Annotated in this window: 13 protein-coding genes; 9 read left to right on the top strand and 4 right to left on the bottom strand. The window is 70.4% G+C overall.

Annotated elements, in window-relative coordinates; translation table 11 throughout:
* The first annotated feature begins 25 nt into the window (after positions 1-25).
* The 4 genes from OOZ19_RS15710 (at position 26) to OOZ19_RS15695 (ending at position 4,332) form a co-directional block, all read left to right on the top strand.
* Positions 26-655: an ATP-dependent Clp protease proteolytic subunit gene (locus tag OOZ19_RS15710; RefSeq protein ID WP_184477633.1), complete on the top strand. Its 630-nt coding sequence runs from the start codon at positions 26-28 to the stop codon at positions 653-655.
* A 489-nt stretch (positions 656-1,144) separates the two neighbouring features.
* Positions 1,145-2,425, top strand: coding sequence for an ATP-dependent Clp protease ATP-binding subunit ClpX (gene clpX, locus OOZ19_RS15705; RefSeq protein WP_184477635.1), 1,281 nt, complete (start codon positions 1,145-1,147; stop codon positions 2,423-2,425).
* A gap of 204 nt (positions 2,426-2,629) precedes the next feature.
* Complete coding sequence (locus tag OOZ19_RS15700) at positions 2,630-3,271, top strand: RBBP9/YdeN family alpha/beta hydrolase (RefSeq protein WP_266090837.1); 642 nt, start codon at positions 2,630-2,632, stop codon at positions 3,269-3,271.
* A gap of 194 nt (positions 3,272-3,465) precedes the next feature.
* Positions 3,466-4,332 carry an alpha/beta hydrolase gene (locus OOZ19_RS15695; RefSeq protein WP_266090836.1) on the top strand — a complete coding sequence of 289 codons (867 nt, stop codon included), beginning with the start codon at positions 3,466-3,468 and terminating at the stop codon, positions 4,330-4,332.
* A gap of 112 nt (positions 4,333-4,444) precedes the next feature.
* Here OOZ19_RS15695 and fdhD read toward each other — a convergent pair whose 3' ends face one another.
* Positions 4,445-5,290: a formate dehydrogenase accessory sulfurtransferase FdhD gene (gene fdhD / locus OOZ19_RS15690; protein WP_266090835.1), complete on the bottom strand. Its 846-nt coding sequence runs from the start codon at positions 5,288-5,290 to the stop codon at positions 4,445-4,447.
* Between the two features lie 266 nt (positions 5,291-5,556).
* Here fdhD and OOZ19_RS15685 point away from each other — a divergent pair, with 266 nt between their 5' ends.
* The 3 genes from OOZ19_RS15685 (at position 5,557) to ligD (ending at position 7,724) form a co-directional block, all read left to right on the top strand.
* The gene (locus OOZ19_RS15685; protein WP_266090834.1) at positions 5,557-6,156 is read left to right on the top strand and encodes a YwqG family protein; all 600 of its coding nucleotides are present in this window, start codon (positions 5,557-5,559) and stop codon (positions 6,154-6,156) included.
* Positions 6,157-6,222: 66 nt separating this feature from the next.
* Positions 6,223-6,813, top strand: coding sequence for a DNA polymerase ligase N-terminal domain-containing protein (locus OOZ19_RS15680; RefSeq protein ID WP_266090833.1), 591 nt, complete (start codon positions 6,223-6,225; stop codon positions 6,811-6,813).
* Between the two features lie 5 nt (positions 6,814-6,818).
* Positions 6,819-7,724, top strand: a complete 906-nt coding sequence (gene ligD / locus OOZ19_RS15675; protein ID WP_266090832.1) for a non-homologous end-joining DNA ligase — start codon at positions 6,819-6,821, stop codon at positions 7,722-7,724.
* A gap of 29 nt (positions 7,725-7,753) precedes the next feature.
* Here ligD and OOZ19_RS15670 read toward each other — a convergent pair whose 3' ends face one another.
* Together OOZ19_RS15670 and OOZ19_RS15665 are read right to left on the bottom strand one after the other, a co-directional pair.
* Positions 7,754-8,236 carry an NUDIX domain-containing protein gene (locus OOZ19_RS15670; RefSeq protein ID WP_266090872.1) on the bottom strand — a complete coding sequence of 161 codons (483 nt, stop codon included), beginning with the start codon at positions 8,234-8,236 and terminating at the stop codon, positions 7,754-7,756.
* 10 nt (positions 8,237-8,246) lie between these two features.
* Positions 8,247-9,473, bottom strand: coding sequence for an NsdA family TPR-like regulatory protein (locus OOZ19_RS15665; protein WP_266090831.1), 1,227 nt, complete (start codon positions 9,471-9,473; stop codon positions 8,247-8,249).
* Between the two features lie 270 nt (positions 9,474-9,743).
* On the opposite strand from OOZ19_RS15665, the gene OOZ19_RS15660 reads away from it, so the two are divergent.
* Positions 9,744-9,995, top strand: a complete 252-nt coding sequence (locus tag OOZ19_RS15660) for a hypothetical protein (protein WP_266090830.1) — start codon at positions 9,744-9,746, stop codon at positions 9,993-9,995.
* A 393-nt stretch (positions 9,996-10,388) separates the two neighbouring features.
* On the opposite strand, the gene OOZ19_RS15655 is transcribed toward OOZ19_RS15660, so the two are convergent.
* Positions 10,389-12,725 carry an FdhF/YdeP family oxidoreductase gene (locus OOZ19_RS15655; RefSeq protein WP_266090829.1) on the bottom strand — a complete coding sequence of 779 codons (2,337 nt, stop codon included), beginning with the start codon at positions 12,723-12,725 and terminating at the stop codon, positions 10,389-10,391.
* 123 nt (positions 12,726-12,848) lie between these two features.
* Here OOZ19_RS15655 and OOZ19_RS15650 point away from each other — a divergent pair, with 123 nt between their 5' ends.
* Positions 12,849-15,509: a valine--tRNA ligase gene (locus OOZ19_RS15650; RefSeq protein WP_266090828.1), complete on the top strand. Its 2,661-nt coding sequence runs from the start codon at positions 12,849-12,851 to the stop codon at positions 15,507-15,509.
* The last annotated feature ends 38 nt before the right edge of the window (positions 15,510-15,547 follow it).

Genomic DNA, 15,547 nt, shown 5'->3' with positions numbered 1-15,547 from the left:
ACCTAGTAACGAGGAGTCACCTGTCGTGAGCTCATTCCAGCTTCCGCAGTCCCGGTACGTGCTGCCCTCCTTCGTCGAGCGCACCGCGTACGGGGTGAAGGAGTCGAACCCGTACAACAAGCTGTTCGAGGAGCGCATCGTCTTCCTCGGCGTCCAGGTCGACGACGCGTCGGCCAACGACGTGATGGCGCAGCTGCTGTTCCTGGAGTCCGACGATCCGGATCGCGAGATCCAGATCTACATCAACTCTCCGGGTGGTTCGTTCACGGCCCTGATGGCCATCTACGACACCATCCAGTACGTCCGCCCGGACGTGCGCACGATCTGCCTGGGCCAGGCGGCGTCGGCCGCGGCCGTCATCCTGGCGGCCGGCACCAAGGGCAAGCGGCTCGCGCTGCCGAACTCGCGGATCCTGATCCACCAGCCGTCGACCGAGGGCATCTACGGCCAGGTCTCCGACTTGGAGATCCAGGCCAACGAGGTGCAGCGGATGCGGGACCTGATGGAGTCCACCCTCGCCACGCACACCGGCAAGGAGAAGGACCAGGTCCGCCAGGACGTGGAGCGCGACAAGATCCTGACCGCCCAGCAGGCCCAGGAGTACGGCATCGTCGACGAGGTGCTGCCCTACCGCAAGCTCTCCGCCCAGTCCTGATCTGCTTCTCCAGCCTTGTTCTGCGTTGGTGACCGGGTAGCGGAACCTCAGCCGCCTTCTCGCCGCGGGATCAATGTCCCGAGTGGCCTCCGCCACGAGGGAATTGCCGCCCTCGCGAGAAGGCGGCTGAGAACCCGCGGCGGTGCCGGTTGCGTGGATGGTCGCTGCTCGGCGGATTCGCCGCTGCGAGGACGACGGCGATTGGAAGCGCTGGTGGGCGCAGAACTCGATCTGGGGAAAGGACCTGGTGGAAGGCTGTCGCGGGAGCGTTCCGGAAAATGGGATGCTGGTGCGGGCGGCACGCCGGGCGTTCGCGACACGCCGGACGGTGGCCTCGGCGACCACCGCGCCCGGCGCATGCCGGAGACTGGCAGGTAGCGGAGTCTGCGAGTCTCCCCGAATTCGGGGAGCGGCAGGTACCGTCGGTACGAGCACATACGGTCAGGCACGTCACCGGACGGCGTGCCGGAGGGGACGGGGTCAGCGGTCATGGCACGTATCGGTGACGGCGGCGACCTGCTGAAGTGCTCCTTCTGCGGGAAGAGCCAGAAGCAGGTGAAAAAACTCATCGCCGGCCCCGGCGTGTACATCTGCGATGAGTGCATCGATCTCTGCAACGAGATCATCGAAGAGGAACTGGCGGAAGCCGGTGAGGTCAAGCTCGACGAGCTGCCGAAGCCGACGGAGATCCACGAGTTCCTGGACCAGTACGTCATCGGGCAGGACCCGGCGAAGCGCAACCTGTCGGTAGCGGTCTACAACCACTACAAGCGCATCCAGATGGGTGAGCGCACGCGCGACAGCCGCGAGGAGAACGTCGAGCTCGCGAAGTCGAACATCCTGATGCTGGGCCCCACCGGTTGTGGGAAGACCTACCTGGCGCAGACCTTGGCGAAGATGCTCAACGTGCCGTTCGCCATCGCCGACGCCACCGCGCTGACCGAGGCGGGCTACGTCGGCGAGGACGTCGAGAACATCCTGCTCAAGCTCATCCAGGCGGCCGACTACGACGTCAAGCGCGCCGAGACGGGCATCATCTACATCGACGAGGTCGACAAGATCGCCCGCAAGAGCGAGAACCCGTCGATCACCCGCGACGTCTCCGGCGAGGGCGTGCAGCAGGCGCTGCTGAAGATCCTGGAGGGGACGACGGCGAGCGTGCCGCCGCAGGGCGGTCGCAAGCACCCCCACCAGGAGTTCATCCAGATCGACACGACGAACGTGCTGTTCATCGTGGCCGGCGCGTTCGCCGGGCTGGAGAAGATCGTCGAGGACCGGGTCGGCAAGGCCAGCGTCGGCTTCGGGGCGCAGCTGCGCTCGAAGGAGGAGGCGAACTCCGCGGACCGGTTCTCGGAGGTGCTGCCCGAGGACCTCATCAAGTTCGGGCTGATTCCCGAGTTCATCGGCCGGCTGCCCACGGTGGCCAGCGTGACGAACCTGGACAAGCCGTCGCTGGTGCAGATCCTCACCGAACCGCGCAACGCGCTGATCAAGCAGTACAAGCGGCTGTTCGAGATGGACAACGTCGAGCTGGAGTTCACCCGCACGGCGCTGGAGGCGGTCGCCGATCAGGCGATCCTGCGCGGCACGGGTGCGCGCGGCTTGCGTGCGATCTTGGAGGAGGTGCTGCTGCCGGTGATGTACGACATCCCCAGCCGCACCGACGTCGCGAAGGTCGTCATCACCGAGCAGACGGTGCGGGAGAACGTGAACCCGACGATCGTGGCCAGGCAGAACACTCGGCGGGAGCGCCGCGAGAAGTCCGCCTGATGGTACTGCCGTCGTCCCCTCGCGGGGCGGCGGCAGTTCTCTTCTCGGGCGAGGTCGAGCTCAGGCGAGTGGAGCGGGTTCGCGCTCGCGGGAAACGTCCGGGTGTCCCGCTAGTGGGTGAGCCGCAGGCGCGCGATCCGCGGCCATGCGTGATCATGCTCATCGGAGAGTCGTCCGATTCGAGCGTGCCCAGGGAGTGGCCCGATGAGCGAGCTGCACGTGCTGCTGGTGCCGGGCGGCTCGAAAACCGGTCCGTGGCACTGGCAGCAGTGGCTGGCCGCGCGGCTGCCCGATTCGGGCGCGGTCGTGACCACCTGCCCGTCGCCCGCGGAATCGCACGATCCGCTCGCCGCGCTGCGCGTCCGGCTGGCCCGCACACCCCCGGAAGCGGAGCTCGCGGTCGTCGCCCACCGCCGCGGCGCCGCGTTGTGGCTGCGGCACGCGGCTACGCTGGGGGCGCGGCGGTCGGCGGCCGACGGAGTCCGCCGGGCCGATCGGGTGCTGCTGGTCGCGCCGGACGACCAGGTGCGGGCGCCGGGATCGCGGGCGGACGTGCTCGGGGAACCGGACGCGCCGGCGCTGCGCGAAGCGGGTGGTCCGACCCGGCTGGTCGTCGGAGCCGACGACCCGGCGTCGCCGGTGGGCGCGGCGCACGCGTTGGCCCACCGGTTGCGGGTCGAACTCGACGTTCTCGCCGAGGGCCGAGGGCTGGACACGGCCGCGGGTTACGGGCCGTGGCCCGCGCTGCTGCGCTGGGTGCTGTACGGCTCGGTGCCGGTGGCCGACCGGTTCGATTCCGCGCCGTGCGCGGCGGGCTGGTCGCCGGTTCCGGAGGGCGTGCGCTGATCCGTCCACCGCGGACGGGCGGCGGCCACCGAGCCGGAGCGCTCACCGTCCACCGGAGACTCCTGGTGCGAGGCGGGTGAGCTCTCCGTGGCGCAGGGGGCTTCCGGTAGCGCCGACGGCCATTGGCACGATGAACGGTTCGGGGAGAACGAAGCGGAGGTGCCATGCAGCGCGGGGAGCCGCGGAAAGTCCCGATGCCAGACAGGCGGACCTTGCTCACTTCCGGCCTGGTCGGAGCAGGTGCGTTGGGGCTGGGGCTGAGCAGCGACTCCGGGGGCGCGGTGGTGCCGCCGCAGCCCGTTCCGCTGGCGAAGCAGACCAACGTGTCGGTCGAGACCGTGCACTCGCAGGCGCGCAACCGCGAAGTGGACCTGGTCACGATGTATCCGAGCGGGGTGCCCCGCGCCGGGCTCCCGGTGTGCCTGCTGCTGCACGGCCGGTTCGGTGACGCCCGCAGGTCCTCCGGTGGGGTGCCGGCGTGGTTGACCGCGTCGGTCAAGGCGGGCAAGGTGCCGCCGTTCGCGATCCTCGCCGTCGACGGCGGCGGCAACAGCTACTGGCACCAGCGTTCCGGTGACGATCCGATGTGGATGTTGCTGGACGAGGTGCCGCGCTGGCTGGGGGAGCGCGGACTCGGTGGGAGGGACGGCCAGCCGTTCGCCGTGGCGGGCATCTCGATGGGCGGTTTCGGGGCGCTGCTCTACACCCGCCGCCGCAACGAGCTCGACAGCCCGGTCAACGCGACGGCGGTGGTGTCGCCCGCGCTGATCACCAGCTGGCCGGAGATGGCGCGGCGGCGCGCGTTCGTCGACGAGGCCGAGTGGAGCGCGATCGACCCGATGCGCCACGTCGCCGCGTTGGAGGACGTGCCGCTGGGGGTGTGGTGCGGCACGCGGGACAGGTTCATCAGCGGGACGCGCAAGTTCGTGCGCAAGGCCAAGCCCGAGGTGGCATCGGTGCGGACTCCCGGAGGCCACAACAGCCGCTACTACCGGTTCGCGCTGCCGGAGGTCGTCGACTTCATCGGCGGCTACGCCCCCGACATCGCCGACCACGGCTGACCGCTCGTCGTCCGACTCCTGTTGCGGTGGGGGTCGGCAGCGGAACCTCAGCGGCTTCCTCGCTGCAGGATCGGCTGCCCGACCGGCGGAGCGGATCGTTCGGCGAGGACTCCTACGAGACCGAGGTCGGGGTTCGTTCGATGATGCGGTGGGCCCCGGTGTAGACGTTCATCGAGGTCCCCCGCAGGAAGCCGACGAGCGTCATGCCCTGCTCCTCGGCCAGTTCGACCGCCAGCGAGGACGGCGCGGAGACCGCGGCCAGTGCGGGGACTCCGGCCATGGCGGCCTTCTGGACCAGTTCGAACGAGGCCCGGCCGGAGACCATGAGGACGCAGCTCTCCAGCGGCACGCGGCGTTCCAGCACGGCCCAGCCGAGGACCTTGTCGACGGCGTTGTGCCTGCCCACGTCCTCCCGGCACACCAGCAGCCGGCCCTCGGCGTCGAACAGCGCGGCGCCGTGCAGCCCGCCGGTGGAGTCGAACACCTTCTGCGCCGCGCGCAGCCGGTCCGGCAGGTCCGCGAGCGTCTGGGGGCTGATCAGCAGCGGATCGTGGGCGGGGGAGTGGCGGGTGCTCAGCCGCACCGAGTCCAGCGCCGCCTTCCCGCACACCCCGCAGGACGAGGTGGTGTAGAAGTTGCGCTCGATCGAGGTGTCGGGCGGTTCGACGCCGGGTGCGAGCAGCACGTCGAGCACGTTGTAGGTGTTGCGCCCGTCCGGTCCGGGGCTGTCGCAGTAGCGGGCGCTGCGCACGTCCTCCCGGTCGGCGATGACGCTCTCGGTGAGCAGGAATCCGTGGGCGAGCTCGATGTCGTTGCCGGGGGTGCGCATCGTGACCGACAACGCCCGGCCGTCGATGCGGATCTCCAGCGGCTCCTCGGCGGCCAGTGTGTCCGGCCGGGTGCGGGACCCGTTCTCGGTCACGCGGAGCACTGGTCGGCGGACGGTGACTCGTCCCATCGCGGCCTCCTGGGTCGGCGCTGCTCGGATGCCGTGAACCAGTATGCGCCGCTTGCGATGGCCTCCCGCGGGTGCGGTCCACCAGGTGCGCGTCGTCGGATCGGTGCGGTGGGCTGATCGGGTCGTGCTGCTCCATTCGGGTGTGAGGTGGGTGTGCTCGCGCGGAACCTTCCGGTTCGGTCGGTGCGGGTCGCTAGGGTCTCGCCCGGAAAGCCGGATGCGCGCGGTGCGCCCGCGCAACCCCGCCAGCAACAGCAAGGACCTCGATGCCCGACAGCAGTGCACAACCCCGCCTGAGCCTCCGCTTCGTCGAGTCGGACGTGCCCATCCAGGAACCCGTCACGAAGTTCGGCGGCCAACCGGTGTGGCTGCAAGCCCCGGCGTGGCCGATGTCCGCGGCCCTCGGCAGGCCGATGCGCTTCCTCGGGCAGATCCGGCTGCCGGGTGAGCAGGTGCGGCTGGCCTACCTGTTCCTGACCGAGGACTACCCGGAGGACTACGAGGACGTCGTGGACACCTTCGAGCCGGACGGCGGGGAGAACGCGTTCTTCGCGCAGCCCGGTGAGCCCGCGGAGTTCTACCCGGTCGCGACGATCGCGAAGGGGCCGACGTTCGGACCGGACCACCGGGTGGAGACCGAGCCGTTCGACGGCGAGGTCGACGTGGACGACTTCGCCACCAGGCTGTTCGGGGCGCCGCAGTGGTTGCAGGGCGACGAGTCGCCCGGCGAGCCGTTCCGGTTCATCGGGCAGTTCGACACCGCGGGCGACCTGCCGTTCGACGTGAACTTCGGCGATGCCGGGGTGGGGTACGCGTTCCTCGACGAGTCCACCGGGCAGGGACGTTTCCTCTGGCAGTGCAGCTGATCGCTGCGGTTCGGACGGCCGGAGCCGCCGGGTGTGGTCGGCTGTGGCGCCGGGTACGGCTCCGGCATGGCACGAGACCGGCTCGACGAGTACCGGGGCAAGCGGGACCTGGCGAAGTCCGGCGAACCGTCCGGCGGGTCCGCGGCAGCGCGCTCCCGCTTCGTGGTGCAGCGCCACGAAGCGTCGACGACGCACTTCGACTTCCGGTTGGAGGTCGGTGACGTCCTCAAGTCGTGGGCGGTGCCGAAGGGGCCGTCGACGGACCCGGGGCAGAAGCGGCTGGCCACGCCCACCGAAGACCACCCGCTGGACTACGCGTCCTTCGAAGGCGTCATCCCGGAGGGGGACGGGGCGGGCACCGTCGTGGTGTGGGACACCGGGCCGTATCGGAACCTGACCGAGCACCGCGGCGCGCCGATCGACGTGGACGACGCGCTCGAACGCGGGCACGTGAAGGTGTGGCTGGAGGGCGCGAAGCTCACCGGCGCTTTCGCCTTGACCCGCACGCCGATGCGCGGCCGGGAGCAGTGGCTGCTGGTGAAGGTGGACGACGAGGGCGCCGACCGCGGCGGCGATCCGGCTCGCGGACGCCCGGAATCGGTGCTCAGCGGGCGCACCAACGACGACGTGGCCGCCGACGCCGACCGGGAGCGCTGAGCGCGGTGGCCGACGCGGAACTGCTGGAGGTCGGGGGCAGGAGAGTCGACCTCACCCACCCGGACAAGGTGCTGTACCCCGGCGAGGGCTACCGCAAGCGGGACGTCGCCGACCACTACCGGCGGATCGCCGACCGGATGCTGCCGCACCTGCGCGGGAAACCGCTGACGCTGCGGCGTTTCCCGGACGGGGTGGGTTCGGAGGGCTTCTTCCAGAAGGAGGCTTCGCGCCACTTCCCGGACTGGGTGCGGGTGGAGTCCGTCCCGCGGCGCGGCTCGGCGGAACCGGTGCACCACGTCGTTTGCGACGACGCCCCGACCTTGGTCTACCTGGCGGCGCAGGCCTGCTTGGAGTTCCACGTGGGTTTGGCGCCGGTGGACGACCTGGACCGGCCGCTGCTGGTCGTGGTGGACCTCGACCCGCCGCCCGGTTTCGACGTGGGTGAGCTGCGCGCCGTGGTGCGCGTATTCCGGGACCGGTTCACCGACGCCGGCCTGGAGCCGTACCTGCAGGCGACGGGAGGCAAGGGCTTCCACGTGGTGGCACCGCTGGCCGGGCGGCGCGCTTTCGACGAGGTCCGCGCGGCGGTGCGGGAACTGGCGCAGGACGCGGTGCGCGACGACCCCGGCCGGTTGACCACCGAGCAGCGCAAGGACCGCCGTGGGGACCGCCTCTTCCTCGACGTCGGCCGCAACGCCTACGGGCAGACGATGATCGCGCCGTATTCGCTGCGGGCCCGCGACGGCGCACCGGCTGCGACGCCGCTGGAGTTCGCGGAGTTGTCCAAGGCCGCTCCTCAGACCTACGGGCTCGGGAACCTGCCGCGCCGGGTGGCGCGGAAAGCCGATCCCTGGGCGGATGTCCACGACGACGGCGCCGACTTCGGGCGACTGCCGAAGTCGGCCGGTTAAGACCGGGGTTCGGCGCCCGGCGCCTCCGATCATTCGACGTAGGAGGTGCGTTCCGAGTGCAGGGCGTGCTGCGCCCGTCGTAGCCGGTCGTACATGTCGGGCCGCAGCAACGCCCTGGCCTGCACGGCCGGGACGAACCGGAAGCGGGTGATCTCCGGGTCCGAGATCCGCAGCGCCTCGACGCTGTCCGGGTGCAACCGTCCGCCGTCGAAGATGAACAGCAGCTGGTCGTCCCACGGGCCGTGCGGGCGCACCCAGTCGATCAGCAGCGGGCGACCCACCGACAGGCTCAGGCCCAGCTCCTCGTTCACCTCGCGCACCGCGGCGCGGCGGGGCGACTCGTTGGCCTCGGCCATGCCGCCGGGCAGGTCCCAGTAGTCCTTGTAGCTCGGGTCGACAAGCAGCACGTGGTCGTGCCGGTCGCGCACCAGCACGTCGGCGGCGACCCGCTTGCGGGCCTGCCGGGCGTTGCCTTGCGCGAGGTGGGCGTCCTGCGCGGAACTCGGCTCCAGACGGTCCTCCTCAAGCGGAGTCGCGGAGCGGGTACGCGGCGCGTGCGGCGAAGAAGTCGGCCACGCCGGGAACCCGGTGGTGCGGCAGCAGCGAGGTCGCCAGCTCGTCGAGCCTGCCGTGCACGCGCGCCGACGACAGCGCGCTCGCCTCGACGAGCACGGTGGTCCCGGTGTCCGCGGCCTCGTCGTGGCGGCCGGCGTCGGAGAGCACCTGCGCCAGCGCCAGCAGGCTCAGCGCCCGGCTGCGCACCCGCTCGGACGGCCGCAGCTGCACGGCTTCGCGCGCGTGCAGCTCACCTCGGCGCAGGTCGCCGAGGCTGCGCCAGCACTCGGTGGTCTCGCTGGCCAGCGAAGCGTGGTCGAACGGGGCGATCCAGGGACATGCGTCGTCGTTGCGCGCCAGGCGTTCCTGGGCGAAGGCGAGCTGGTGCTCGGTGCCCGCCCGGTCGCCCTGCAGGGCTAAGGCCCTGGCGTGCAGCGCGTGCAGCCGCGTCACGAGACGGCCGGTGCCCTCCGTGTTCATGGTGTGGGTGAGCCCGTTGAGCGCGTAGTCCGCGGCGGCCTTCGACTGGCGCATCTCGGTGGACAGGTGGGACAGCGACGCGCAGACGTTCGCCACCAGCGCGTGGTTGGCGGCGGCGGAGGCGAGCCGGTACGCGGTGAGGAAGTGCTCCCGCGCGGGCACGTCGTTGCCGCTGTCGTGCGCCATCCACCCGGCGAGTTCGATCATCGAGGCCGCCGCGGACAGCACGTCCGCGTTGTCCTGCTTCTGCTGCACCAGCGGCATGACGACGGTGTTGAAGTAGTGCCGCACGGTCTCGTAGAGGTTGCCGCCCCCGACGCGCCGGTCAGCGGACTGGAACGAGGCCGACACGACTCGGATCGCCTCGACGCTGGTGGCGGGCATCCCGGTGCCCGGAGTCGACGGCGGGGCGAGCGAGCCTCTGGGGCGGAATCCGAGGGTGGCGTCGTCGGCCGCGCCCAGCACCGCGCGCAACGCGGCGCGGTAGGCGGCGGTCGGCCAGCGCACCGCGCCGCGTTCCCACTTGGCCACGTGGTGCGCGTCGAGGTCGTAGCGCTTGCCCGTCGTCTCCAGCAGGTAGCCGTTGACCGCGGCGGCGAGTTCGGCGCGGGACAGCGGTTCGCCGGGCGCCAGGCGTGAGGGCTGCGCTTCGCGGGCGCGGCGAAGCCGCTCGTTGCGCTCCGGTCGGCGCCGGTCGTGGGGGGTGCGGGACATGTTGATCAGCCTCCCAACGGATACAGAGTGTATCCACTCAATTCCACACAGTCGCCGATCTTGCCCCAAGTTGCCCTGAACGGCCCCGGCGGGTAGGCCAATCGCCGAGGCCACCGGATGTTTCGGCACGTTCCCCGGGTTGCCCCGAGGTGTTCCCTGTTGCGCCGGCGCGGCGGTGCCGATGCTGTGGGTATGCGGCGACGAGGTGATCGGCCGGTCCGGGTGACCGATGTCCACGATGGACGTGACCACTTCGTGGGGGATGTCGAGATGGCCGAGGGGTTGGCCAGGGGACGAGGGCTGTACCGGGCGCTGTGCGGCCTGGTCGTGCTGACCGCGGAGATGTCGCGGCCACTGGCCCGCCCGTGCCCCTGGTGCCTCGCGACGCTTCCGCGTCCCGCTCGCCGCACCACCGGTGTCCTGAGCGTTCTGCTGGGGCACCGGATGCCGGTCCGAGCGTCGTGCCGCGGCACGTTGTCCCCCCGTGGGACGGCGATCGGGCCCGATCGGCACGGGCGGTGACCTCGGACGCGCGCCCCGCCCGTGCCGATCCCTTGCTTGGACGGCTCGTTCTGCTCGGGTGGTTCCGTGGCGGAACTTCAGCGTCCTTCTCGCTGCGGGATCTTTTTCCCGAGTGGCTCCGCCACGAGGGAAAAAGCCGTCCTGGCGAGAAGACAGCTGAGAACCCGCGGGTGAGCGGCTTTTCGACGTGGGCTAAAGCGCTTCGCGCTTTACAGGCACGGCCTTCGGCCGCAAGGCAGGCTTTGCTTCGCTCGCCCACTGCACGGCTTCGCCGCAAAGGCACGGCCTTCGGCCGTGATGCGCGGGTTCGCGATCGCCGTGGGGGCGAGTCGATCTCCGGCAGGTCGCGCGGTGGTGGGCGGTCGAGGTGCCACCGCGCGACCTGCCGGGGTGTCAGTCGGTGACCCGTTCCAGGCGGATGATGATCGCCTTGGAGACCGGGGTGTTGGACTTCTCCGCCACCGAACCCAGCGGTACCAGCGGGTTCGCCTCCGGGTAGTAGGCGGCGGCGCAGTCACGAGCCGTGGGGTAGGCGACGATGCGGAACCGCCCCGCGCGCCGTTCCTCCACAGTGGACTCTCCGGTGGGGCCGGGCTCGCCGGGCCACTCGGAGACGAGGTTCACCAGGTCGCCGTCGGCGAAACCGAGCGCGGCGATGTCCTTCTCGTTGACCATGACCACGCGGCGGGCGTCCTCGATGCCGCGGTAGCGGTCCGAGAGCCCGTAGATCGTGGTGTTGTACTGGTCGTGGCTGCGCAGCGTCTGCAGCAGCAGCCTGCCCTCCGGCAGCACCAGCGGCTGCGGCTCGTTCACCGTGAAGTTCGCCTTGCCGGTGGTGGTGGTGAACGTGCGGCTGTCCCGCGGCGGGTGCGGCAGCACGAAGCCGTCCGGTTCGCGGACCTTCGCGTTGTAGTCGGTGCAGCCGGGCACCACCTCGGCGATGTGCCTGCGCACCGCGTCGTAGTCCTTCTCGAACTCCTCCCAGCGCACCGGGTGCCCGTCGCCGAGCAGCTTCCGGGCCAGCCGGGAGATGATCGCGACCTCGGAGAGCAGGGCGTCCGACGCCGGTTCGAGCCTGCCTCGGGAGGCGTGCACGACCGACATCGAGTCCTCGACGGTGACGAACTGCGGCCCGGACGCCTGCACGTCGCGCTCGGTGCGGCCCAGCGTCGGCAGGATCAGCGCCGTGTCGCCCACGACCGCGTGCGAGCGGTTGAGCTTCGTGGAGACCTGCACGGTGAGCCCGCAGCCGCGCAGCGCCCGCTCGGTGCCCGCGGTGTCCGGGGTGGCGGACACGAAGTTGCCGCCCACGGCGAAGAACGCCTTCACCTCACCGGCCTGCATGGCGTGCAGCGCGTCCACGGTGTCGTAGCCGTGCTTGCGCGGCATGGGGATGCCGAACTCGGCTTCCATCGCGGCCATGAACGGCTCCGGCATCTTCTCCCAGATGCCCATCGTCCGGTCGCCTTGCACGTTGGAGTGGCCGCGGACCGGGCACACGCCCGCACCCGGCTTGCCGATCATGCCGCGCAGCAGCAGCAGGTTGACGGCTTCGCGGATCGTCGGCACGGCCTTCTTCTGCTGGGTGAGGCCCATCGCCCAGCAGATCACGGTCCGCTCGGATTCGATGAGCATCCGCGCGATCGTCTCGATCTGCTCGCGGGACAGCGCGGTGGCCGTGAGCGTCGCGTCCCAGTCGATGTCGGTGGCCTGCGCGAAGAACTCGTCGAAGCCGTGGGTGTGCTGCTCGATGAACTCGCGGTCCAGCACGGTGCCTGGGGCGTCCTGCTCGGCCTGCGCCAGCAGCGCGGTCAGCGCCTTGAACAGCGCGAGGTCGCCGCCGATGCGGATCTGGGCGAACTCGTCGCACAGAGCGGTGCCCTTGCCGGCGACGCCGCGCACGTTCTGCGGGTTCTTGAACCGCATCAGCCCGGCCTCGGGCAGCGGGTTCACCGCGATGATCTTGCCGCCGTGGCCCTTGACCTTCTCCAAGGTGGAGAGCATCCGCGGGTGGTTGGTGCCCGGGTTCTGCCCCACCACCATGACCAGGTCGGCGTGCTCGACGTCGGCCAGCGACACCGAGCCCTTGCCGATGCCGATGGTCTCGGTCAGCGCCGAACCGGAGGACTCGTGGCACATGTTCGAGCAGTCCGGCAGGTTGTTCGTGCCGAAGCTGCGCACCAGCAGTTGGTACAGGAACGCGGCCTCGTTGCTGGTGCGCCCGGAGGTGTAGAAGGCCGCCTCGTCCGGGGAGTTCAGCTCGCGCAGCCCCTCCGCGACGACGTCGAGCGCCCCGTCCCAGCCGATCGGCCGGTAGTGGGTGTCGCCGGACTGCTTGATCATCGGCTGGGTCAGGCGCCCCTGCTGCCCGAGCCAGTACTCCGACTTGCCCGCGAGCTCCTCGATCGAATGCCGCGCGAAGAAGTCCGCGTCGACCCGCCGGGTGGTGGCCTCCTCGGCCACTGCCTTCGCGCCGTTCTCGCAGAACTCGGCGACGCTGCGCTTGTCCCCGTCGGCCTCGCGCGGGTCCGGCCACGCGCAGCCCGGGCAGTCGAAGCCGGAACGCTGGTTGAGCAGCGGCAACGTCTTGATCGTGCGACCCGCGCCCATCTGTTCCCAGCTGCGGCGCAGCGACACCATCACCGCCTTGACGCCTGCGGCGTGGTCCTTCGGGTCGTGGGTGGACAGCGCCGACTCGTCGATGTCCTGTTCGGGGGCTTTGCGCGACATGGCCACCAGGGTCCTCCTTCATGGTCGCGGGAGCACTCCCCGCGTGGCGTGGTTCACACGGCCGGCGCAACGCGGGAGGTGAGGCCCGGTAAGTCGGCTGAAGGCGGTTCGTAGAATCGGTGCGTGACACAAACCAGCGCCCCTCTCCCGGAGACCTCCTCCGGGACCGCACAGCCCCGTGAACTTCCGTCGAGCTGGAACCCGGCCGACGTCGAGGCCGAGCTGTACCAGCGCTGGGTAGCCGCCGAGTACTTCACCGCCGACGCGACCAGCGACAAGCCGCCGTTCTCGATCGTGATCCCGCCGCCGAACGTGACCGGCAGCCTGCACATCGGCCACGCGTTCGAGCACACCCTGATGGACGTGCTCACGCGGCGTCGCCGGATGCAGGGCTACGAAGCGCTGTGGCTGCCCGGCATGGACCACGCCAGCATCGCCGTCCAAGCTCTGGTGGAGCGGGAGCTCCGCGAGGAGGGCGTCGACCACCGCGAGCTCGGCCGGGAGAAGTTCCTGGAGCGGGTCTGGGAGTGGAAGGAGCAGCACGGCGGCTCGATCCTGTCCCAGATGCGCCGCCTCGGGGACAGCGTCGACTGGAGCCGCGAGCGCTTCACGATGGACTCGGGGCTGTCCCGCGCGGTTCAGACGATCTTCAAGAAGCTCTTCGACGACGGCCTGATCTACCGGGCGGAGCGTCTGGTGAACTGGTCGCCCGCGATGCGTTCGGCGATCTCCGACATCGAGGTGGAGCACCGCGAGGTCGAGGGCGAGCTCGTCTCGATGCGCTACGGCTCCGGCGACTCCGAGATCATCGTGGCCACGACCCGCGTGGAGACGATGCTCGGTGACACCGCCATCGCGGTGCACCCGGACGACGAGCGCTACCGGAACCTGGTCGGCACTCGGGTCGAGCTGCCGCTGACCGGCCGCACCATCCCGGTCGTCGCCGACGAGCACGTGGACCCCGAGTTCGGCACCGGCGCGGTCAAGGTGACCCCCGCCCACGACCCGAACGACTTCGAGATCGGCCAGCGCCACGACCTGCCGATGCTCACCGTGATGGACGAGCAGGGCCGCATCGCCCACACCGGCACCGAGTTCGACGGCATGGACCGCTTCGAGGCCCGCGTCGCCGTCCGCGAGGCGCTGCGCGAGCAGGACCGCATCGTCGCGGAGAAGCGCCCCTACCTGCACAGCGTCGGCCACAGCTCGCGTTCCAAGGAGCCGATCGAGCCGCGGCTGTCGTTGCAGTGGTTCGTCAAGGTCGGTCCGCTGGCGCAGGCCGCGGGCGACGCGGTCCGCGACGGCCGGGTCGCGGTGCACCCGCCGGAGATGGCCAAGCGCTACTTCGACTGGGTCGACAACCTGCACGACTGGGCCATCTCGCGGCAGCTGTGGTGGGGCCACCGGATCCCGATCTGGTACGGCCCGAACGGCGAGGTCGTCTGCGTCGGCCCCGACGAGGAGCCGCCCTCGGGCGACGGCTGGCGCCAGGACGAGGACGTGCTCGACACGTGGTTCTCGTCGGGCCTGTGGCCGTTCTCCACGATGGGCTGGCCGGAGCAGACCGCGGACCTGGCGAAGTTCTACCCGACGAGCGTGCTCGTCACGGGCTACGACATCTTGTTCTTCTGGGTCGCCCGGATGATGATGTTCGGCCTGTACGCGATGGACGGCGTGGCGCCGTTCAACGTGATCGCGCTGCACGGCATGGTCCGCGACGCGCACGGCAAGAAGATGTCGAAGTCCGCGGGCAACACGGTCGATCCGCTGGAGTGGATGGACACCTACGGCACCGACGCGCTGCGGTTCACCTTGGCGCGCGGCGCGAACCCGGGTGCGGACGCGCCGATCAGCGAGGAGTGGGTCGCGGGGTCGCGCAGCTTCTGCACGAAGCTGTTCAACGCCACCAAGTTCGCGCTGATGAACGGTGCCCGCGTGCCGTCGGCGCTGCCGGACCGCGCGGAGCTCACCGACGCGGACCGCTGGATCCTGGACCGCACCGACCAGCTCACGTCCGACGTGGACGAACTGCTGGAGGACTTCCAGTTCGCGAAGTCCACCGAGGCGCTCTACCACTTCACCTGGGACGAGTTCTGCGACTGGTACGTGGAGCTGTCGAAGGTCCAGATGGACGGCTGCGGGGACCGCGCCGAGCGCACCCGCGAAGTCCTCGGTCACGTGCTCGACGTGCTGCTGCGCCTGCTGCACCCGACGATCCCGTTCGTCACCGAGACGCTGTGGACCACGCTGACCGGACGTGAGTCCGTGGTCATCGCGGACTGGCCGAAGGCCGCGGGCACGCCCGCGGACGAGGGCGCCGCGCAGCGCATCGTCTCGGCCCAGAAGCTGATCACCGAGATCCGCCGGTTCCGCTCCGACCAGGGCTTGAAGCCCGGTCAGCGGGTGGCCGCGCGCCTCGGCGGGCTGGACGAGCTGGAGCTGTCCGGGCACCTGCCCGCGGTGCGGTCGCTGGCGAAGCTCAACGAGCCGGGGGAGGACTTCACGTCCTCGGCGTCGCTGGAGATCGGCCTGACCGGCGGGACCGCGACGGTCGAGCTGGACCTCTCCGGCGCGGTTGACATCGCGGCCGAGCGCAAGCGGCTGGAGAAGGACCTCGCGGCGGCCCGCAAGGAGCTGGAGGGCACCGAGAAGAAGCTCGGCAACCCGTCCTTCACCGACAAGGCGCCCGCCGACGTGGTCGAGAAGATCAAGGTCCGCCGCGACACGGCGCAGACCGACATCGCCCGGATCGAATCCCGCCTGGCGGCCCTGCCCCCGGCGTGAGGTGGTTTGAGTGAACGGCCCGTTCGTCCAATCCCGTT

Source organism: Saccharopolyspora sp. NFXS83 (genome assembly GCF_026241095.1).
In the GTDB taxonomy this organism is placed as follows: domain Bacteria; phylum Actinomycetota; class Actinomycetes; order Mycobacteriales; family Pseudonocardiaceae; genus Saccharopolyspora_C.
The sequence above is the reverse complement of the archived record's forward strand: the minus strand, read 5'-3'. Positions and strand labels throughout refer to the sequence as shown.